Origin of the sequence: Streptomyces sp. N35, from assembly GCF_016464295.1 — a bacterium.
Lineage (GTDB): Bacteria > Actinomycetota > Actinomycetes > Streptomycetales > Streptomycetaceae > Streptomyces.
Window position 1 is genome coordinate 1 of record NZ_JAEIMH010000124.1, and the last position, 19,418, is coordinate 19,418.

The following is a 19,418-nucleotide window of genomic DNA, read 5'->3' on the forward strand; positions in this document are numbered from 1 at the left end:
GCGCCGCCTGGTGGGCCGCCAAGGACGGCTCCGGACCGGTCGGCGGTCCTGCCCCGAAGCCGGGCCGGAGCTCGCCGTCCCGCGACACGGGCGGTGCGCCGCAGCCGCTGTGGACGTACCGAGGAGACCTCAGCGACAAGGTGTACGTACCGGCGCTGCCGTTCGGCGACCTCGTGCTCGCCGCCGGCGCCGCCGAGGGCACCGTGATCGGCATCGACGCCAAGAGCGGCACCGCCCGCTGGACCGCCCGCGCCGGCGTCGGCTCGGCCCCGATCCCCTGCGCCGGAGCCGTCGTCCAGCCCACCGACGAGCCCGACGGCCGGCTCGCGGTGATCGAGGCGGCCGACGGACGCACCTGGATCTCCGGACCGCTCGGCCTGGACCCGCGCCGGATGCTGCTGCCCATCATCGGCAGCGGCGACCGCCTCGTCATCGTCATGGGCCACGCCCCCGGCGCCGATCCGGAGACACCGCCCGAGGAACTCGACCGGGGTCTCGTCGCGTACGACGTCAAGGACCGCAAGGTGATCTGGCGCCGCTCCCTGGGCCGCAGCCCGGCCCGTATCGGGCACATGTCGGGCGACGACCGCTACGCCGTGCTCCTGGAGACCGACGCGGTCACCGCGTACCGCACCGCGACGGGAAAGCCGCTGTGGCGGCGCGAACTCGCCACCGACCACACCTATGTCGATCCGTTCACCGGCGACGCCCGCCGGGCCATCGCCACCGACCACCGGACCGTCGTGATCAGCGGCCGCGGCTGTCTGGTCCTGGACATCGCGACCGGACGCACGGTGTGGAGCGTCGATCCGGAGGAAGCGGAGCAGGGCCTGCGGGAGGAGCAGAAGGGCCGGACCAACTACGGTGCGGCGACCATCGACGGGGACGAGCTGTTCATGGCCTTCCTGGGCCGCGAGATGTGGGTGGTCAAGCGCGGTACACGCAAGCGGGCCCGCAAGGGGACCTCCTGGCGCTGGAAGTCGACGGTCCCGCTGGCCCCGCCGCCCGCGATGCCGCCGTATCCGGCCGGGAAGTACCTCTTTCCGCCGCTCGCGGAGACCGCGGATTTCGCGGCCATCGCCGTGGACCCCAGGACGATGAAGACGGCCTGGACGTACACGATGCCCAGTGAACCCACCGGCGCGATCCGCTACATGGCCGACAGGAACCGTCTGTACATCAGCCGTGGCACCACCCTCACCGTGCTTCCGCTCGACGGCGCCTGAGACACCGCCCCGGAGGCCGATCGCTGCGCGAGGACTGGTGGACAGGGGACGAATCGGGTACCAACGATCCAGTAGCACCAGCCAGTAACCGACCAGGGCAAGATCGGGTCAATCGACCCGGAAGCCTTCTTCGCGGCGAGGTGAGCCTGGATGAGCGCAGCACAACCGAAACCGTCCGTGAGTGAGCGCGAGGCCCGCCAAGTCGCCGAGGCCGCCCGCGAGCAGGACTGGCGCAAGCCCAGCTTCGCCAAGGAACTGTTCCTCGGCCGCTTCCGCCTCGACCTGGTCCATCCGCACCCGATGCCCGCCGACGAGGACGCCCAGCGGGGTGAGGAATTCCTCGCCAAGCTGCGGGACTTCTGCGAGACGAAGATCGACGGGGCGCGGATCGAGCGCGAGGCGAAGATCCCGGACGAGGTGATCAACGGGCTCAAGGAGCTCGGCGCGCTCGGCATGAAGATCGACACGAAGTACGGCGGGCTCGGCCTGACGCAGGTCTACTACAACAAAGCCCTCGCCATGGTGGGCTCCGCCAACCCGGCCCTCGGCGCGCTGCTTTCCGCGCATCAGTCGATCGGGGTGCCGCAGCCGCTGAAGATCTTCGGGACGCAGGAGCAGAAGGACACCTTCCTGCCGCGCCTGGCCCGCACCGACATCTCCGCCTTCCTGCTCACGGAACCGGACGTCGGCTCGGACCCGGCCCGCCTCGCCACCACCGCGACCCCCGAAGGCGAGGACTACGTCCTCGACGGCGTGAAGCTGTGGACCACGAACGGAGTGGTCGCCGACCTGCTCGTGGTCATGGCCCGCGTCCCCAAGTCCGAGGGCCACAAGGGCGGGATCACGGCCTTCGTCGTGGAGGCCGCCGCCGAGGGCGTCACCGTCGAGCACCGCAACGCGTTCATGGGCCTGCGCGGCCTGGAGAACGGTGTCACCCGCTTCCACCAGGTCCGCGTCCCCGCGTCGAGCCGTATCGGCCCCGAGGGCGCCGGCCTCAAGATCGCGCTGACGACCCTCAACACCGGCCGTCTGTCGCTCCCCGCCATGTGCGTGGGCGCGGGCAAGTGGTGCCTGAAGATCGCGCGGGAGTGGGCGGGGGAGCGCGAGCAGTGGGGCAAGCCGGTCGCGCACCACGAAGCGGTCGGCGCGAAGATCTCCTTCATCGCCGCGACGACCTTCGCCCTCGAAGCCGTCCTCGACCTCTCCTCCCAGATGGCCGACGAGGACCGCAACGACATCCGGATCGAGGCCGCGCTCGCCAAGCTGTACGGCTCGGAGATGGCCTGGCTGATCGCCGACGAACTGGTCCAGATCCGCGGCGGCCGCGGCTTCGAGACCGCGGAGTCCCTCGCGGCCCGCGGCGAACGGGCCGTCCCCGCCGAACAGGTCCTGCGCGACCTCCGTATCAACCGGATCTTCGAGGGCTCCACGGAGATCATGCATCTGCTCATCGCCCGCGAGGCCGTGGACGCCCACCTCAAGGTCGCCGGCGATCTCATCGACCCGGAGAAATCCCTCTCCGACAAGGCGAAGGCCGGCGCGAAGGCCGGCGGTTTCTACGCCCGCTGGCTGCCGAAGCTGGTCGCCGGACCGGGACAACTTCCGCGTACGTACGGCGAGTTCCACCCGGAGGGGCACGCCGACCTGTCCGCGCATCTGCGTTTCGTCGAACGCGCCTCGCGCAAGCTCGCGCGCTCCACGTTCTACGCGATGTCGCGCTGGCAGGGCCGGATGGAGACCAAACAGGGCTTCCTGGGCCGGATCGTCGACATCGGCGCGGAGCTCTTCGCGATGAGCGCGGCCTGCGTACGGGCCGAACTCCTGCGCACCACCGAGGACTACGGCCGCGAGGCCTACCAACTGGCCGACGTCTTCTGCCGCCAGTCCCGCATCCGCGTCGACGAACTCTTCAACCGCCTGTGGAGCAACACCGACGACCTGGACCACAAGGTGGTCAAGGGCGTCCTGTCCGGCACGTACGGCTGGCTGGAAGAGGGCATCGTCGATCTGAGCGGTGACGGCCCCTGGATCGCGGACGCGACCCCGGGCCCGTCGAAGCTGGACAACGTGCACCGGCCGATCCGCTGAAGTCCCCCGACAGGGAAGGGACTTGGTGGCAGGGGCGGGTCGAGGCACCTTGACCTTCGCGCCGGGCCCGCTCGTGGGCGGGCCCGCTCGCGCGCGGCGGGCCTTCGGTCTCGGCACCTCCCGGAGACCGCCCACGTGGTCGGCGTACAGCCGGCTGAAGGCGCGCACCAGGGTCGGGGCAGTAGCGCCGGCAGTCCTGGCCGTAGTGCTCATGGCCACGCGAGGGGACGGTGATGAACGCCCGCCCGCCGGGCTTGAGGGCGCGCGCGACCTCGCACGTCCGGCCCGGGCATAGTTCGACCGGCATGCCCTCGACATGGTGCGGAGTGCCTTGCCGTGCCCCTGTGGCCTGCGCTTTTCTGTCGGGAGGTGCCCGTCCGGCGACCGCGTGAGCAAGCGGGCCGTACCGGCCATCGCATCATCGGCCCGGCGCGCGGAACGCGGATGAGGGGGGAGTGACCGGCAGGCGAACCGTCCGGGAAATGGCGGTGAGGGGCGTGTGGACCGCCAACTCCGCTTCGTTCACCGGGACATGACCCTTCTCGCGCCCCGCCCCCGTACGGCCGAGGGACCCGCCCCGGTCACGCCCGCCGCCCGCCCCCGTCGCGGGCCAGGGCTCGCGCTCGGCGCCACGCTCGCCGTACTGGCCGCCCTCGCCGTCCAGTTCGCCGCCGCCCGCTTCCCCGTCGCCGAGCCCACCCGCGCCGACACCGTCGCCACGGCCACCACGACCACCGTCCTCCTGGCCGCCCTCGCCCGGCTCACTCTGCGCGGGCGGCCAGGCCTCGCCGCGTACCCCCTTCTCGGGGCCCTGGCCGGCTGCATCCTCGCTCTGCCCCTGCACGGCACCCCGCTGTTCCTCGGCGGGCTCACCAGCGACAACCAGTTCCGTACGCAGTACGTGACGCGGTACGCCACCGAGGCCGGGCTCGCGGACGTCACCTTCGACGGGCTGCCCCCGCTGTACCCGCCCGCCTGGTTCTGGCTCACCGGACGTGCCGCGCACCTCGCGGGCGCCGAGGGCTGGACCGCGTACAAACCGGCCGCGATCGCCACGGTGGCGCTCGGTACGGCGCTCGCCTACGGGCTCTGGTCCCGGATCGTGACGCCGCGCCTCGCCCTGCCGCTCGCCGTGGCGACGCTGCTGAGCGCGTTCCAGGCCCCCGCGTTCGGTGTGCACGAGCCGTACGCGTGGATCGTCGCCGCCCCCATGCCGCCCCTCGCCGTGCTCGCCCACCGCGCTCTGGCGTCCCGCCGCGCCCCGCGCGCCGTACTGGCCGGCTGCGGGCTCTACCTGGGGATCGCCGCGCTCACCTACACCCTGCTCGCCGCGTTCTGGGCCTTCGCCCTGGCCCTCATGGCCCTCACACTCCTGCGCCGCCGCGGACCGCGCGCCCTGCTGCTCAGGCTGAGTTCGGTGGCGGCCGTCGCCCTGCCGCTCGCGCTGATCGTCTGGGGCCCCTATCTGGCCGCCGCGCTCCCCGCCGGGATGCCGCCCAACCCCGCCCTGCGGTACATCCCCGTCCAGCAGACGTCCTTCCCGTTGCCGATGACCGAGCCCTCCGCCACCGGCGCGCTCTGCCTGGCCGGCACCGTCTGGCTGCTCGCCCGCGCCCACCGCGACGTGCTCGCCCGCGCCCTGCTCACCCTCGTCGCCGCCTGCTATCTGTGGTGCCTGCTCAGCCAGTTGGCGGTCCTGCTCGGGGCGAGCCTGCTGTCCTTCCGCGTCCACCCCGTGCTCTTCGCCGCGCTGTACGCCTCGGGCGTACTCGCCGCGGCCGAGGCGCTGCGGTGGCGACGCGAACGGGTCCGGCCCGCGGCGGTGGCCACCGCCGCGGCGGTGCTCGCCCTCAGCGCCGTCCAGAGCGTCCCGGACGCGCTGCGCCACGAGTTCGACACCGCCTACGGACCGCGCCCGCCCGCCGACCTCATCCGCACCATCGCACGGGAGACCGGCCGCCCGGCCCAGGAGCTGACCGTCCTCACCGACAACTGGCGCCTCATGTCCGGCGCCGCCTACCACGGCTACCTCACCGCCGAACCCGTCTACGCCCACCCGCTCGCCGACTTCGCGGGCCGCACCGAGGAGGTCCGGGCCTGGTCCCGCCTCACCGACCCCGCCGCCTTCACGGCCCGCCTCGACCACGGCCCGTACGACGCACCCGATGTGTTCGTCCTGCGGCGCGCCCCGCACACGGACAAGCCCCCGCACACAGACGAGATCCCGCACGCGGACAAGCCCCCGCACGCGTACGCGATCGACCTCGGGCGCGACAACTACCCGCACCAGCCCAACCGCATCGGCCTGCCCACGTCACTGCCCGCCGTGCTCTTCTCCTCGCGGGACTTCGCGCGCCGGGACGTCGGCCCGTACACCGTGCTCGCCCGCAAGAAGGGGGCGGAGAAGGCAGCCGTGCGTCCGGAAGGAAGTGATCCATACGTAGGGGAAAGGTGACACCCGGTCCTGGGACCACAGGCGATGGGGCAACAATGGGGGAATGAGCGACAGCCCAGCCCCCCTCGCCGATCCGCATCTCGTCTTCGATCCCGTCTCCATCGAAGACGGAGCACGTGAGCTCGCGATCCTCGGCTCCACCGGCTCGATCGGCACGCAGGCCGTCGACCTCGTCCTGCGCAACCCGGACCGGTTCCAGGTCACGGCCCTGTCCGCGAACGGCGGCCGGGTCGGACTCCTCGCGGAGCAGGCCAGGAAGCTGCGTGTGAAGACGGTCGCGGTCGCGCAGGAAGCGGCCGTGCCAGCGCTCCGCGAAGCGCTGGAGGCGCAGTACGGCACCGACGCGCTCCCCGAGATCCTGGCCGGCCCCGACGCGGCCACCGAAGTCGCCGCGTCCGCCTGCCACACCGTGCTCAACGGCATCACGGGCTCCATCGGACTCGCCCCGACCCTCGCCGCCCTCGAAGCGGGCCGCACCCTCGCGCTCGCCAACAAGGAGTCGCTGATCGTCGGCGGCCCGCTGGTCAAGGCGCTCGCCAAGCCGGGGCAGATCATTCCGGTCGACTCCGAGCACGCGGCCCTGTTCCAGGCGCTCGCCGCCGGCACCCGCGCCGACGTCCGCAAGCTCGTTGTGACCGCGTCCGGCGGCCCCTTCCGCGGCCGCACGAAGGCGGAGCTCGCGAACGTCACCCCCGAGGACGCGCTCGCGCACCCGACCTGGGCCATGGGCCCGGTGATCACGGTCAACAGCGCGACGCTCGTCAACAAGGGACTCGAAGTCATCGAGGCCCATCTGCTCTACGACATCCCCTTCGACCGCATCGAGGTCGTCGTCCACCCGCAGTCCTGCGTGCACTCGATGGTCGAGTTCACCGACGGCTCGACCCTCGCCCAGGCCACCCCGCCCGACATGAGCGGTCCGATCGCGATCGGCATCGGCTGGCCCGAGCGCATCCCCGAGGCCGCGCCCGCCTTCGACTGGACCAAGGCGTCCAGCTGGGAGTTCTTCCCGCTCGACACCGAGGCCTTCCCGTCGGTGGGGCTCGCCCGGCATGTGGGGGAGCTCGCGGGCACGGCTCCGGCGGTGTTCAATGCCGCCAACGAGGAGTGCGTGGAGGCCTTTCTCAAGGGCTCACTGCCGTTCAACGGGATCATGGAGACCGTCACGGAGGTCGTCGCCGAACACGGCACACCCCGATCGGGAACTTCCCTGACCGTCGCGGACGTCCTCGATGCGGAGACCTGGGCACGCGCCCGGGCCCGTGAACTGGCGGGACTCACCTCCCGTACGGAGAACAACCAGGCGACCGCGGAGGCTCGTGCATGACGACCTTGATGATGATCCTCGGCATAGTCGTCTTCGTGATCGGGCTGCTCTTCTCGATCGCCTGGCACGAGCTGGGGCATCTCTCCACGGCCAAGCTGTTCGGGATCCGCGTACCGCAGTACATGGTGGGCTTCGGGCCGACCATCTGGTCCCGTAACAAGGGCGAGACCGAGTACGGCATCAAGGCCATTCCGCTCGGCGGCTACATCCGCATGATCGGCATGTTCCCGCCGGGCCCCGACGGGAAGCTCGAGGCGCGGTCCACGTCGCCGTGGCGCGGAATGATCGAGGACGCGCGGTCGGCCGCCTTCGAGGAGCTGAAGCCGGGCGACGAGACGCGGCTCTTCTACACGCGCAAGCCCTGGAAGCGCGTCATCGTGATGTTCGCCGGGCCGTTCATGAACCTGATCCTGGCCGTCGCGATCTTCCTCGGCGTCCTGATGACCTTCGGGTGGAGCGAGCAGACGACCACGGTCAGCAGGGTCTCCGACTGTGTGATCACGGCGAGCGAGAGCGCCAAGCGCGACACCTGCCGCAAGACCGACAAGGAGACCCCCGCCAAGGCCGCGGGCCTCAAGGCCGGCGACAAGATCGTCGCGTTCAACGGTGTCCCCGTGAACGAGTGGTCGGCGCTGCAGTCCAAGATCCGCGACACGATCGGCCCGGCCACCATCACGGTCGAGCGGGACGGCGCGAAGAAGGATCTGCACGCCACCCTGATCAAGAACCAGGTCAGCAAGACCGACGGCGACGGCGGCTACGTCGAGGGCAAGTACGTGGACGCCGGCTTCCTCGGCTTCACGCCCGCGTCCGGCATCGTCGAGCAGTCCTTCGGTGAATCCGTGGACCGTATGGGCGAGATGATGCAGAACGGCGTCGAATCGCTCATCGCCCTGCCCTCCAAGATCCCCGACCTGTGGGACGCCGCCTTCGGCGACGGGGAGCGCAAGCAGGACTCCCCGATGGGCGTGGTCGGCGCGGCCCGCGTCGGCGGCGAGGTGTTCACCCTGGACATCCCGCCGGAGAACCAGATCGCGATGATGCTGTTCCTGGTCGCGGGCTTCAACCTCTCCCTGTTCCTGTTCAACATGCTCCCGCTGCTGCCGCTCGACGGCGGTCATATCGCGGGTGCGCTGTGGGAGTCGCTGCGGCGGAAGCTGGCCAGGCTGTTCAAGCGGCCCGACCCGGGTCCGTTCGACGTCGCGAAGCTGATGCCCGTCGCCTATGTGGTGGCCGGAATCTTCATCTGCTTCACGCTGCTCGTACTGGTGGCCGACATCGTCAACCCGGTCACCATCAGCTGATCACGTGCAGTTCACGGCGGCCTCCGAAGATGGTGGGGGGCCGGGCATCAAGAGGGCTGGGGTATCCCGGGGCGTCCGGGGGCTCCTGTTCGTCGCCCCGGGCGGGTGGCGCAGCCCACGGCGATGTGCCCGGCCCACCGGCCGTGGCGTAATCTCGAACGCTGGAGCCCGCCCATCCCGGGACCATGATCCACACCTCCACACCTTGGGGTTGCACAGCAGATGACTGCGATTTCTCTGGGAATGCCGTCCGTGCCGGTCACTGTCGCCGAGCGCCGTCGCTCGCGGCAGATCCAGGTCGGCACCGTGGCAGTCGGCGGTGACGCCCCTGTCTCGGTGCAGTCGATGACCACGACGCGCACCTCGGACATCGGCGCCACGCTGCAGCAGATCGCCGAGCTCACCGCGTCCGGCTGCCAGATCGTGCGCGTCGCCTGCCCGACGCAGGACGACGCGGACGCGCTCGCCACGATCGCGCGCAAGTCGCAGATCCCGGTGATCGCGGACATCCACTTCCAGCCGAAGTACGTCTTCGCGGCGATCGAGGCGGGCTGCGCGGCGGTCCGCGTGAACCCGGGCAACATCAAGCAGTTCGACGACAAGGTCAAGGAAATCGCCCAGGCGGCGAAGGACCACGGCACCCCGATCCGCATCGGCGTCAACGCCGGTTCGCTGGACGCGCGCCTGCTGAAGAAGTACGGCAAGGCGACCCCCGAGGCGCTCGTCGAGTCGGCCCTGTGGGAGGCCTCGCTCTTCGAGGAGCACGGCTTCCAGGACATCAAGATCTCGGTCAAGCACAACGACCCGGTCGTGATGATCAACGCCTACCGCCAGCTCGCCGCTCAGTGCGACTACCCGCTGCACCTCGGCGTCACCGAGGCGGGCCCCGCCTTCCAGGGCACCATCAAGTCGGCCGTGGCCTTCGGCGCGCTGCTCTCCGAGGGCATCGGCGACACGATCCGCGTCTCGTTGTCCGCACCCCCGGCCGAGGAGGTCAAGGTCGGCCTGCAGATCCTGGAGTCCCTGAACCTCAAGCAGCGCCGTCTGGAGATCGTCTCCTGCCCGTCCTGCGGCCGCGCCCAGGTCGACGTCTACAAGCTCGCGGACGAGGTGACCGCAGGTCTCGAAGGCATGGAGGTCCCGCTGCGCGTCGCGGTCATGGGCTGCGTCGTCAACGGCCCGGGCGAGGCCCGCGAGGCCGACCTCGGCGTCGCCTCCGGCAACGGCAAGGGCCAGATCTTCGTCAAGGGCGAGGTCATCAAGACCGTCCCCGAGTCGAAGATCGTGGAGACCCTGATCGAGGAGGCGCTGAAGATCGCGGAACAGATGGAGAAGGACGGCATTCCGTCGGGCGAGCCGTCGGTCTCGATCGCGGGCTGACGCTCGGCTTTCTGCTCTCTCCTCTCGGCTTTCTGCTCTCGGCTTTTTGCTCTCCGTTCTCTGCTCTCCGTTCTCCGCTTACGCCCCGTGGGATGTGGTCCTGCGGGGCGTTGGTGTGTTCCGGGCGGTGGGAACGGGCCGGCGGGTGGGCGGCGTGCTGCCCGCACCTGCGCCTGCGTTGGGTGGGCGTCATTGCCCGGCGCCTGTGTCTACGTTGGGTGGGCGTCATTGCCCGCGACTGCGCCAACGTTGGGCGGGCGTCACTGCCCGCACCTGCGTCCACATTCTGTCGCGGAGCGACGCGCTCGACCCATTCCGTCGCGGAGCGGCGGAGCGGTCTGGGGGGCGTCAGCCCTGGAATTTCCTGCCGCGGAGCGGCTTGGGGGTGTCAGCCCCCGGAATTCCCGTCGTGGAGCGGTGGAGCGGTGGAGCGGCCGGAGGGCGTCAGCCGCGTAATTCCCGCCGCGGAGCGGCGGAGCCGGGGGGCCCAGGGGGCGCAGCCCCCGGAGAGGGGTGCCGCGGAGCGGTGGCCCGAGGGGGGGCGGGGCGTCAGCCCCGGCCGGAACCCCTCCCCGCGCGGGGGGGGGGGGCCGGAGGGGGGGGGGGGCGCCAGCCCCGCCGGGAACCCCGTCGCGGAGCGACGGAGCAGCTCGGGGCGGGAGCCCCAAGGCCCCCACGGACCGGGGCCGGAAACGCAAGGGGCAACCCACAAGCAGCCCAGGTACAGTGCGGAGATCCGCAATCCGTACGGTGAGGCTTCCGCGAACAGTGTTGACCCAGACCACCACCAGGGTCCTCGAACCCGGCGATCTCGACGCCGCGCTCGAGATCCTGGAGCGCGAGCCCGTGCACAACGCCTTCGTCACCAGCCGGGTCCATGCCGCGGGCCTCGACCCCTGGCGCCTCGGCGGCGAGATGTGGGGTTGGTACGAGGGCGGCAAGCTGCGCTCCCTCTGCTACGCGGGCGCCAACCTCGTCCCCATCTGCGCGGGCCCCGAAGCCATCCGCGCCTTCGCCGACCGCGCCCGCAGGGCCGGCCGCCGCTGCTCCTCGATCGTCGGCCCGGCCGACTCCACGGCGCTCCTGTGGAAGCTGCTCGAACCCAGCTGGGGCCCGGCCCGCGAAGTCCGCGGCCACCAACCCCTGATGGTCACGGACCGCATGCCCGACGACATCGCCCCCGACCCGTACGTCCGCCGGATCCGTAAGGACGAAATGGACGTGATCATGCCGGCGTGCGTGGCCATGTTCACCGAGGAGGTCGGCGTCTCGCCGCTCGCCGGCGACGGCGGACTGCTCTACCAGGCGCGCGTCGCCGAACTCGTCGGCGCCGGACGGGCCTTCGCCCGGATCGAGGACGGCAAGGTCGTCTTCAAGGCCGAGATCGGCGCCGCGACCCCCACCGCCTGCCAGATCCAGGGCGTCTGGGTCGACCCCGCCCACCGCGGCCGCGGCCTGTCGATCACGGGCATGGCGGCGGTCCTGCGCTATGCGCTCGCCGACGTCGCCCCCGTCGTCAGCCTCTACGTCAACGACTACAACACCCCCGCACGGGCCGCGTACCGCAAGGTCGGCTTCCAGGAGGTCGGCGCCTTCATGAGCGTGCTGTTCTGAACCCGATCCTGAACGCGCCCCTGGACCCGATCCTGAACGCGCCCCTGAAGCCGCCCCCGAACCAGCCCCTCAGCAGCGGGCTTTCGGGCAACAAGCTGTTCTGACCGCGGCCGCCGGGCGTTAGGGTTCCCGCATGACAGACGACGTCGTGATCGGGGCCGTCGACCTCGCGCTGCGGGTCGACGAGGCGCTCGCCGTCCAGGCCCGGGCCTTCGGGCTCAGCGACGACGAGATCGCGGTACGCCGCCAGATCGTGCTGCGCCACCTCAGCTACCCCGGTGCCAGAGCACTCGGCGCGACCACCCCCGACGACCGTCTGGTCGGCTTCGTCTACGGGATGCCCAACGACCGCAGCCACTGGTGGTCCACCGTCGTCGAGCCGTATCTGCGCAGCCGCGACCTCGACTTCTGGCTCGACGACTCCTTCGTCATCACCGAACTCCACGTCGACCCCGGCCACCAGAACCAGGGCATCGGCCGCACCCTGATCACCACGATCACCGACGCGGCGGCCCAGCCCCGCTCGATCCTCTCGGCGATCGACTGGGAGAGCCCGGCCCGCGGCCTGTACCGCTCCCTCGGCTACGAGGACCTGGCCCGCCAGGTCCTCTTCCCCAGCGCCCCCAAGCCGTACGCGGTGATGGGCGCCCCGCTGCCCTTGCGGCGAGCGCGCTGACGCAGAGCCGAGCGCACCGACGCTGACGGAGAGCCGAGCGCACCGACACCGAGCCGAGCGCACCGACACCGAGATGCGGGCACGCGACGCCGAGCCGAGCGCACCGAGCGGACCGGTGAACCCGAATCGGATTACCGCCGACCCCCCGCGCCCGGATAACCTCCGAGGCACACCCATAACCTCCGACGCACACCCACGAAAAAACCCGCAGGAGAGCAGAACCATGGCCCAGGTCACGCGCATGTCGAAATTGATGATCAAGACACTGCGCGACGACCCGGCGGACGCCGAGGTCCTGAGCCACAAGCTGCTCGTCCGCGCCGGCTACGTCCGCCGCACGGCCGCGGGCGTCTGGTCCTGGCTGCCGCTCGGCCTGAAGGTGCTCTCCAACGTCGAGCGCATCGTGCGCGAGGAGATGGACGCCGTCGGCGCCCAGGAAGTGCTGCTCCCGGCCATCCTTCCCAAGGAGCCCTACGAGGCGACCGGCCGCTGGGAGGAGTACGGCGCCGAGCTGTTCCGTCTCAAGGACCGCAGGGGCGCGGACTATCTGCTCGGCCCGACGCACGAGGAGATCTTCACGCAGCTGGTGAAGGACCAGTGCTCGTCCTACAAGGACCTGCCGGTCATCCTCTACCAGATCCAGACCAAGTACCGCGACGAGGCCCGCCCCCGCGCCGGTGTGCTGCGCGGCCGCGAGTTCCTGATGAAGGACTCGTACTCCTTCGACACCGCCGACGAGGGCCTCGCCGAGTCGTACGCGCTGCACCGCGCCGCGTACCAGAAGATCTTCGAGCGCCTGGGCCTCGACTACCGCATCTGCGCCGCGACCGCCGGCGCGATGGGCGGCTCCAAGTCCGAGGAGTTCCTCGCCCCGGCCGCGGCCGGCGAGGACACCTTCGCCGACTGCCCGCACTGCGACTACGCGGCGAACACCGAGGCGATCACGTACCCGCTCAAGCCGGTCGACGCCGACGGCGTCCCCGCGGTCGAGGAGCTGGACACCCCCGACACCCCGACCATCGAGACCCTCGCGGCGCACCTCGGCGTCGAGGCCTCCGCGACCCTGAAGAACCTCCTGGTCAAGGTCGACGGCGAGATCGTCGCCATCGGCGTCCCGGGCGACCGCGAGGTCGACATGGACAAGGTCGAGGCGCACTTCGCACCGGCCGCCGTCGAGCTGGTGACGGCCGAGGACTTCCAGGGCCGCGACGATCTCGTACGGGGATACGTCGGCCCGCAGGGCCTGGAGAAGCTCACCTATCTCGCCGACCCGCGCATCGCCCCCGGCACCTCGTGGATCACGGGCGCCAACAAGGAGGGCAAGCACGCGAAGCACGTCGTCGCGGGCCGTGACTTCGAGGTCGACGGCTACGTCGACGTCGTGGTGGTCCAGGAAGGCGACCCCTGCCCCTCCTGCGGCACCGGCCTCAAGCTGGACCGCGCCATCGAGATCGGCCACATCTTCCAGCTCGGCCGCAAGTACGCCGACGCCTTCCAGCTCGACGTACTCGGCCAGAACGGCAAGCCGGTCCGCGTGACGATGGGTTCGTACGGCATCGGCGTCTCGCGTGCCGTCGCCGCGCTCGCCGAGCAGTCCGCCGACGACAAGGGCCTGTGCTGGGCCGCCGAGGTCGCCCCCGCCGACGTGCATGTGGTCGCCGCGGGCAAGGCCGCGCAGATCGAGCTGGCGCTCGAGGTCTCCGAGCAGCTGAAGGAGAAGGGCCTGCGGGTCCTGGTCGACGACCGCGCGGGCGTCTCGCCGGGCGTGAAGTTCACGGACGCCGAGCTGATCGGCGTACCCAAGATCCTGGTGGCCGGCCGCCGCACGGCCGAGGGCGTCGTCGAGCTCAAGGACCGCCGCACCGGTGAGCGCGAGGAGCTTTCGGTGGCGGAGGCCGTGGCCCGCCCTGTGTCTGTTCCACCGGCGTTGTCAGTGGGCGCCGATAGCCTGGAAAGGGCTTCGGCCCCCGGGCGGGAGGGGACTGCGTCCGCACACGGAGGGGGCTACAACCAGGCCGCGAACTCCAGCAAAAGCTCCGAGTCAGCCACGCGGCCCACCCGCCGGGCCCGCACCCCGGACTCCACGGCCCGGAACAGGGTCCAGCCCCGCAGGCGCGTCGCGTCCACGTCAAGGGACTCCGCGAGGCGCTTGACCCGGCGCCGGGTGATCGACGAACCCGAGGGCGACCCGACCACGTCCTCGACCCGGTCCCGCACAAGCCGCGCCAGATCGAAGGCGCACTCACCGACCACCGGATCGGGCCCGACCGCCAGCCACGGCATCCGCTCGGCCGAGAGCACCTTGCTCTGCCGGAACGTGCCGTGCAGGAGCCGCTCCTGAGGCGGCGCGGCAAGGAGCTCGTCGCGGGCCGCGAGGGCCTCCGTGACCAGCGGCTCCACCGGATCGCCCGGCGTCAGGCCCGCGCGCATCGCCTCGGCCTGCCGCCCGGTCCGCTCCGCCACGGTCTCGAACGGGAACGCCGGCGGCTCCACCCACAGCCGGCGCAGCGCACCGGCCGCCTCCAGCATCGACTTGGCCTCGGGCAGCGAACGTACCGACATATCGGCATGGAGACGTTCGAGCAGCATCCCGGAAGCGGCCTGGTCGGCAGGGGTCAACAGCCGCGCCGCCCCGTGCCCGTCCCAGTGCGTGAGCGCCGCGGCCTCGGCCGCCGGACGCGACCCGGGCGGCGCCAGGTTGGGCGGCGCGGGGGGGGCCGCGGCGGCGCGGACGAGTGCCACCAGACCCCCGCGGGCGCCCCGCAACAGCAGCCGCTCCACTGTGAGTCCGCCCTCGGAGACGGCCGTCTCCAAGAGCTGCGGCAGTGCGTCGAGCCAGCCGTCGTCGGCCTCCCGGACGCTCTCGCCGAGCGCCCGTACCAGCCGTGTCGGCGCTTCGAAAGCCATGCGCCAGTTGTCCTTTCGCCCTGCTGTGTGCGGCCCGCAGCCGCCTCTCAAGTCTGCGGCCCGCAACGCGCACTTGCCGGGCGGCCCCCTTGCCGCCCCCTACCGCCCCCGTGAAAACTCAAGTCCGCGGCTTCGTCGCCGTGGCCCCCGCGGCCGGCACCGACCGTTCCGCGAGACCAGGGAAGGCTACGCTGCCGCCCCGCCACCGCACCGCACGGACCGCCGCCTCGCGCAGCGCGTCCGCCGCGGACCGCCGGCGTTCGCCTTCGGTGGCCCGTACGACATCGGCGTACACACCCGCGATTTTGTCCTCGAGCTCCGCCGCGAGCCGGGTCGCGGCCGCCGAGTCCGGCACCGGGAACGGCAGCGCGTACGCGGCCGCCGCCTGCTCCGGCAGGGCGCCGAGATCGCGCAGCGTGCGCTGCAGTTCGTCCCGCCGCGAACGGTGCGCGTCGTACGCGGCCCGCGCCTCGTCCCTGCGCCCTTCCCGGATCCGCCCGCCGACGACTCCGTACCCGTAGACCGCCGCGTGCTCGGCCCGCAGCGCCGCCTGGTACGCGGCGAGCTCCGCGGTCTTGTCGCTGTCGCTCATCGCCCTGCCTCGCTCAGCTCGTTCCTGCTCATCGCCCCGCCTCGCTCAGCTCGACCCTGCTCATCGCCCCGCCTCACCCAGCAGATACGCGTGTACGTCTCCGGCGGCCGCGACCGACGCGAGCAGCCTGGCGTCCTCACCGGGCAGGTCGGCCAGCGCACCGCGCCGGCTGTCGGCCAGTGCCCGTTCGGCGTCGGCCAGGCGGCGCAGGGTCACCTTCTCGCCGAGCGGTGCCTGAACGGGCGCGCTCCGCGCGGGACTCGGGCTCGCCTTCGGTGCGCCGCCGAGCGCTTTGAGATGCGCCAGCACGTTGTCGCGCAACGGCCCGAGCCGGTCCGCGAGCACGGGATGCGCGGCGATCGCCGCCTCGTACTCGGCGGGCAGTCCGGAGCTGTCCTTGGCGGTCGTGGCCCGCACCTGCGCGGCGCCCGGCCGCGGGCCCCCCGCACCCGGCAGGCCGGTGTCCGAGCCGTCGTCCGAGCAGGCGGCGAGCAGTGCGGCACCCGCGGCCGTCACGGCCCCGGTCAGCAGACTCCTGCGGCGCGGCCCGGTACGGGCGGGCCGGGGGAGGGGTTCGTCGTACGGCACGGCAGACGTCCTCGGGGCGGTCAAGGTGCGGGGGCGGTGGTTCCTCGGAGTGCGAGGCAGTGATCACCGTACCCGCGCAAGGGTTCGGGACCGGTGAGCGGGACACCCCACGGCGCCGGTGATGCCCCCAACAGCGCCCGGGTGCAGCCACCCGGTGGACAGCAACACACCCCGCGACCGGATACCCTTTGACCTGACACGCGAGAAACCCACAACAGCACACGCGGCCGAGGAGTCACCCGGATGAGCACCACCCAGAGCGAAAGGCTGCGCGGTCTGCTTGAACCGCTTGTCGGCGCCAAGGATCTGGATCTCGAAGAGATCACTGTGACTCCCGCCGGAAAGCGTCGTGTGCTGCGTGTCGTGGTCGACTCCGACGAAGGCGTACAGCTGGACACCTGTGCCGAGCTGAGCCGTGAGATCTCCGAGAAGCTGGACGAGACGGACGCCATGGGCAATGGCGAGTACGTCCTGGAGGTCACCTCCCCGGGCGCCGACCGTCCCCTCTCCGAACACCGCCACTATGTGCGTGCCACGGGCCGCCTGGTGAAGTTCCAGCTGACCGAAGGCGGCGAGCTGATCGCCCGCATCCTGAAGGTCGACGACGAGGGCCTGGACCTCGAAGTGCCGGGCGTGAAGGGCCGTAAGCCCACCTCGCGCCGTCTTACCTTCGACTCCGTCGCCAAGGCGCGCGTGGAGATCGAGTTCAACCGCAAGAACAAAGATGTCGACGACGCAGACGTCGACGCTGATGCTGACGCGAAGAAGGAGGCGTAGCCGTGGACATCGACATGAGTGCCCTGCGGGGTCTGGTCCGGGAGAAGGAGATCTCCTTCGACCTTCTCGTCGAGGCGATCGAGTCGGCCCTCCTGATCGCCTACCACCGCACCGACGGCAGCCGCCGCCGGGCGCGGGTGGAACTGGACAAGAACACCGGCCATGTGACGGTGTGGGCGAAGGAAGACGCCGAGGACCTCGAGGAGGGCCAGGAGGCCCGCGAGTTCGACGACACCCCCTCGGGCTTCGGCCGGATCGCCGCGACCACCGCCAAGCAGGTCATCCTGCAGCGGCTGCGCGACGCCGAGGACGACGCGACGCTCGGCGAGTACGCCGGCCGTGAGGGCGACATCGTCACGGGCGTGGTCCAGCAGGGCCGCGACCCGAAGAACGTCCTGGTCGACATCGGCAAGCTGGAGGCCATCCTGCCGGTGCAGGAGCAGGTCCCCGGCGAGGAGTACCCGCACGGCCAGCGCCTGCGCTCCTATGTCGTACGTGTGGTCAAGGGTGTCCGCGGCCCGTCCGTGACGCTCTCGCGTACGCATCCGAACCTGGTCAAGAAGCTCTTCGCGCTCGAGGTCCCGGAGATCGCCGACGGCAGCGTCGAGATCTCCGCGATCGCCCGTGAGGCCGGTCACCGCACCAAGATCGCCGTACGGTCGACGCGCTCCGGCCTGAACGCCAAGGGTGCCTGCATCGGCCCGATGGGCGGCCGCGTGCGCAATGTCATGGCCGAGCTCGGCGGCGAGAAGATCGACATCGTGGACTGGTCGGACGACCCGGCCGAGATGGTGGCCAACGCGCTGTCCCCGGCCCGTGTCTCCAAGGTCGAGGTCGTGGACCTGGCGGCCCGTTCGGCCCGGGTGACCGTCCCCGACTACCAGCTCTCGCTCGCCATCGGCAAGGAGGGCCAGAACGCCCGCCTCGCCGCGCGCCTGACCGGCTGGCGGATCGACATCCGGCCGGACACGGAGCAGTCGGGGGAATAGGCGACGGGGCGCGGAGGCGTTACAGCCTTTGCTCTCCCGGACGGGCCGGCAGTCCGGCAGCGGCGCAAAGATCGCGCCGTATTGAAGCGCATAGCCATTCGAATCTTCCCCCGAAGGGGTGAGGTCGGTGCGGGGAGGTAGACTTAACGGTGTCTGGCCGGACGCACGCCCGAGCCTGCCCTGAGCGAACCTGTGTGGGATGCCGGGAGCGAGCGGCCAAGCACGATCTGCTGCGGACCGTGTTGATCGAGGGCGCCTGCGCCCCCGACCCGCGCGGTACGCTGCCCGGCCGGGGTGCGTATGTACACCCCGCCCTGGTCTGTATCGACACGGCGGTCCGCCGCCGGGCGTTCCCGAGGGCGCTGCGCGCCGCAGGACCGCTCGACACCGCGGCCCTGCGCCGGTATGTCGAGCAGGCGCAACCGTAAGAAGACGTGCCGCACGGAGCCCCGTGCGGTCCAGGTACCCCCGCGAGTTGGAAGTAGGTCGAGATTGCGATGAGCACTCGATGAGCACGCGATGAGTACGCCCATGAAGTAGCGACGGTCCGGCGTAACCCGGACCTAAAAGGAGCGAAGTGGCTAAGGTCCGGGTATACGAACTCGCCAAGGAGTTCGGAGTGGAGAGCAAGGTCGTCATGGCCAAGCTCCAAGAACTCGGTGAATTCGTACGTTCGGCGTCCTCGTCGATCGTGGCGCCCGTTGTACGCAAATTGACTGACGCCTTGCAGGGCCCGGGTGGCGCCGGCCCCCCCAAGAAGCCCCCCCCTGCCAAGCCTGCGGCGCCGAAGCCGGCCTCCGCCAAGCCGGCCGCATCGGCCCCGGCGCCCGGGGCAGCACGTCCCGCCGCGCCGAAGCCCGCGCCGGTCACCCCCAAGCCTGCGGCGGAGAAGCCCGCGGCACCCGCGCCGGCACAGCCGGGTCCGCGTCCCGCCCCCGCAGCACCCAAGCCGGCCGCGGCGCCCAAGCCCGCGCCGGCCACACCGGAATTCACCGCGCCTCCGGCCGCCCCCGCGGCGCCGAAGCCCGCCGGTGAGCGCCCCGCGCGTCCCGGTGCCCCCAAGCCCGGCGGTTCCCGCCCGGCCCCCGGTCAGGGTGGTCAGGGTCAGGGCGAGCGCGCCCCGCGTCCCGGTGGCGCGCCGCGTCCGCAGGGCCAGGGTGCCCCGCGTCCCGGCGGTCGTCCCGCGGGTCCGCGTCCGGGTAACAACCCCTTCACGTCCGGCGGTTCCACCGGCATGGGCCGCCCGCAGGCGCCCCGTCCCGGCGGCGCCCCGCGTCCCGGTGGCCAGGGTGCGCCCGGCGGCCCGCGTCCGCAGGGCGCCGGCCAGGGCGGTCCCCGTCCCCAGGGCCAGGGCGGCGCGCGTCCGACCCCGGGCGGCATGCCTCGTCCGCAGGGCGGCGCTGCCGGTGCCGGCGGTCCCCGTCCCGGGGGGGGCAACCGTCCGAACCCCGGCATGATGCCCCAGCGGCCCCCCGCCGGCACCCCGCGGCCCCGT

15 protein-coding genes and 1 pseudogene are annotated in these 19,418 nt (G+C 71.5%); 13 read left to right on the plus strand and 3 right to left on the minus strand.

All coding sequences use genetic code 11. The features are described 5' to 3' along the window. From JAO81_RS38805 to JAO81_RS38845, 9 genes and pseudogenes are all read left to right on the plus strand, one after another. Positions 1-1,226: PQQ-binding-like beta-propeller repeat protein (locus JAO81_RS38805; protein ID WP_199552711.1), on the plus strand; the 1,226-nt coding region annotated here is incomplete at its 5' end. A gap of 150 nt (positions 1,227-1,376) precedes the next feature. Further along, on the plus strand, positions 1,377-3,314 hold the full coding sequence (locus tag JAO81_RS38810) for an acyl-CoA dehydrogenase family protein (protein WP_199552712.1): 1,938 nt from the start codon (positions 1,377-1,379) through the stop codon (positions 3,312-3,314). Positions 3,315-3,846: 532 nt separating this feature from the next. Continuing rightward, the gene (locus JAO81_RS38815; RefSeq protein WP_199552713.1) at positions 3,847-5,769 is read left to right on the plus strand and encodes an arabinofuranosyltransferase; all 1,923 of its coding nucleotides are present in this window, start codon (positions 3,847-3,849) and stop codon (positions 5,767-5,769) included. Positions 5,770-5,812: 43 nt separating this feature from the next. Beyond that, positions 5,813-7,096, plus strand: coding sequence for a 1-deoxy-D-xylulose-5-phosphate reductoisomerase (gene dxr / locus JAO81_RS38820; protein ID WP_199552714.1), 1,284 nt, complete (start codon positions 5,813-5,815; stop codon positions 7,094-7,096). Next, positions 7,093-8,400: an RIP metalloprotease gene (locus JAO81_RS38825; protein ID WP_199552715.1), complete on the plus strand. Its 1,308-nt coding sequence runs from the start codon at positions 7,093-7,095 to the stop codon at positions 8,398-8,400. Before dxr ends, JAO81_RS38825 begins: the two co-directional genes overlap by 4 nt. A 222-nt stretch (positions 8,401-8,622) precedes the next feature. Further along, on the plus strand, positions 8,623-9,780 hold the full coding sequence (gene ispG, locus JAO81_RS38830) for a flavodoxin-dependent (E)-4-hydroxy-3-methylbut-2-enyl-diphosphate synthase (RefSeq protein ID WP_199552716.1): 1,158 nt from the start codon (positions 8,623-8,625) through the stop codon (positions 9,778-9,780). 768 nt (positions 9,781-10,548) lie between these two features. Next, positions 10,549-11,394, plus strand: coding sequence for a DUF4081 domain-containing GNAT family N-acetyltransferase (locus tag JAO81_RS38835; protein WP_199552717.1), 846 nt, complete (start codon positions 10,549-10,551; stop codon positions 11,392-11,394). A gap of 133 nt (positions 11,395-11,527) precedes the next feature. After that, positions 11,528-12,070, plus strand: a complete 543-nt coding sequence (locus tag JAO81_RS38840; RefSeq protein ID WP_199552718.1) for a GNAT family N-acetyltransferase — start codon at positions 11,528-11,530, stop codon at positions 12,068-12,070. Positions 12,071-12,293: 223 nt separating this feature from the next. After that, positions 12,294-13,976, plus strand: a pseudogene (locus JAO81_RS38845) (proline--tRNA ligase); the annotation flags it as partial. A gap of 98 nt (positions 13,977-14,074) precedes the next feature. On the opposite strand, the gene JAO81_RS38850 reads toward JAO81_RS38845, so the two are convergent. From JAO81_RS38850 to JAO81_RS38860, 3 genes are all read right to left on the minus strand, one after another. Next, positions 14,075-14,977 carry an aminoglycoside phosphotransferase family protein gene (locus JAO81_RS38850; protein WP_199552719.1) on the minus strand — a complete coding sequence of 301 codons (903 nt, stop codon included), beginning with the start codon at positions 14,975-14,977 and terminating at the stop codon, positions 14,075-14,077. A 118-nt stretch (positions 14,978-15,095) separates the two neighbouring features. After that, positions 15,096-15,569: a ferritin-like domain-containing protein gene (locus tag JAO81_RS38855; protein WP_165335931.1), complete on the minus strand. Its 474-nt coding sequence runs from the start codon at positions 15,567-15,569 to the stop codon at positions 15,096-15,098. A gap of 60 nt (positions 15,570-15,629) precedes the next feature. Beyond that, complete coding sequence (locus tag JAO81_RS38860) at positions 15,630-16,157, minus strand: hypothetical protein (RefSeq protein WP_199552720.1); 528 nt, start codon at positions 16,155-16,157, stop codon at positions 15,630-15,632. 243 nt (positions 16,158-16,400) lie between these two features. Between JAO81_RS38860 and rimP the strand changes: the two genes are divergently transcribed. The 4 genes from rimP to JAO81_RS38880 form a co-directional block, all read left to right on the plus strand. Beyond that, on the plus strand, positions 16,401-16,934 hold the full coding sequence (rimP, locus tag JAO81_RS38865; RefSeq protein ID WP_199552721.1) for a ribosome maturation factor RimP: 534 nt from the start codon (positions 16,401-16,403) through the stop codon (positions 16,932-16,934). A gap of 2 nt (positions 16,935-16,936) precedes the next feature. Next, positions 16,937-17,923, plus strand: coding sequence for a transcription termination factor NusA (gene nusA, locus JAO81_RS38870; RefSeq protein ID WP_199552722.1), 987 nt, complete (start codon positions 16,937-16,939; stop codon positions 17,921-17,923). Positions 17,924-18,072: 149 nt separating this feature from the next. Then, positions 18,073-18,351: a YlxR family protein gene (locus JAO81_RS38875; RefSeq protein ID WP_199552723.1), complete on the plus strand. Its 279-nt coding sequence runs from the start codon at positions 18,073-18,075 to the stop codon at positions 18,349-18,351. 149 nt (positions 18,352-18,500) lie between these two features. After that, positions 18,501-19,418: translation initiation factor IF-2 N-terminal domain-containing protein (locus JAO81_RS38880; protein WP_199552724.1), on the plus strand; the 918-nt coding region annotated here is incomplete at its 3' end.

Excerpts from the sequence above, each read along its gene's own strand:
- JAO81_RS38810 (WP_199552712.1), top strand. The coding sequence starts at position 1,377 with ATGAGCGCAGCACAACCGAAACCGTCCGTGAGTGAGCGCGAGGCCCGC.
- JAO81_RS38815 (WP_199552713.1), top strand. The coding sequence starts at position 3,847 with ATGACCCTTCTCGCGCCCCGCCCCCGTACGGCCGAGGGACCCGCCCCG.
- dxr (WP_199552714.1), top strand. The coding sequence starts at position 5,813 with ATGAGCGACAGCCCAGCCCCCCTCGCCGATCCGCATCTCGTCTTCGAT.
- JAO81_RS38825 (WP_199552715.1), top strand. The coding sequence starts at position 7,093 with ATGACGACCTTGATGATGATCCTCGGCATAGTCGTCTTCGTGATCGGG.
- ispG (WP_199552716.1), top strand. The coding sequence starts at position 8,623 with ATGACTGCGATTTCTCTGGGAATGCCGTCCGTGCCGGTCACTGTCGCC.
- JAO81_RS38840 (WP_199552718.1), top strand. The coding sequence starts at position 11,528 with ATGACAGACGACGTCGTGATCGGGGCCGTCGACCTCGCGCTGCGGGTC.
- JAO81_RS38850 (WP_199552719.1), bottom strand. The coding sequence starts at position 14,977 with ATGGCTTTCGAAGCGCCGACACGGCTGGTACGGGCGCTCGGCGAGAGC.
- JAO81_RS38855 (WP_165335931.1), bottom strand. The coding sequence starts at position 15,569 with ATGAGCGACAGCGACAAGACCGCGGAGCTCGCCGCGTACCAGGCGGCG.
- rimP (WP_199552721.1), top strand. The coding sequence starts at position 16,401 with ATGAGCACCACCCAGAGCGAAAGGCTGCGCGGTCTGCTTGAACCGCTT.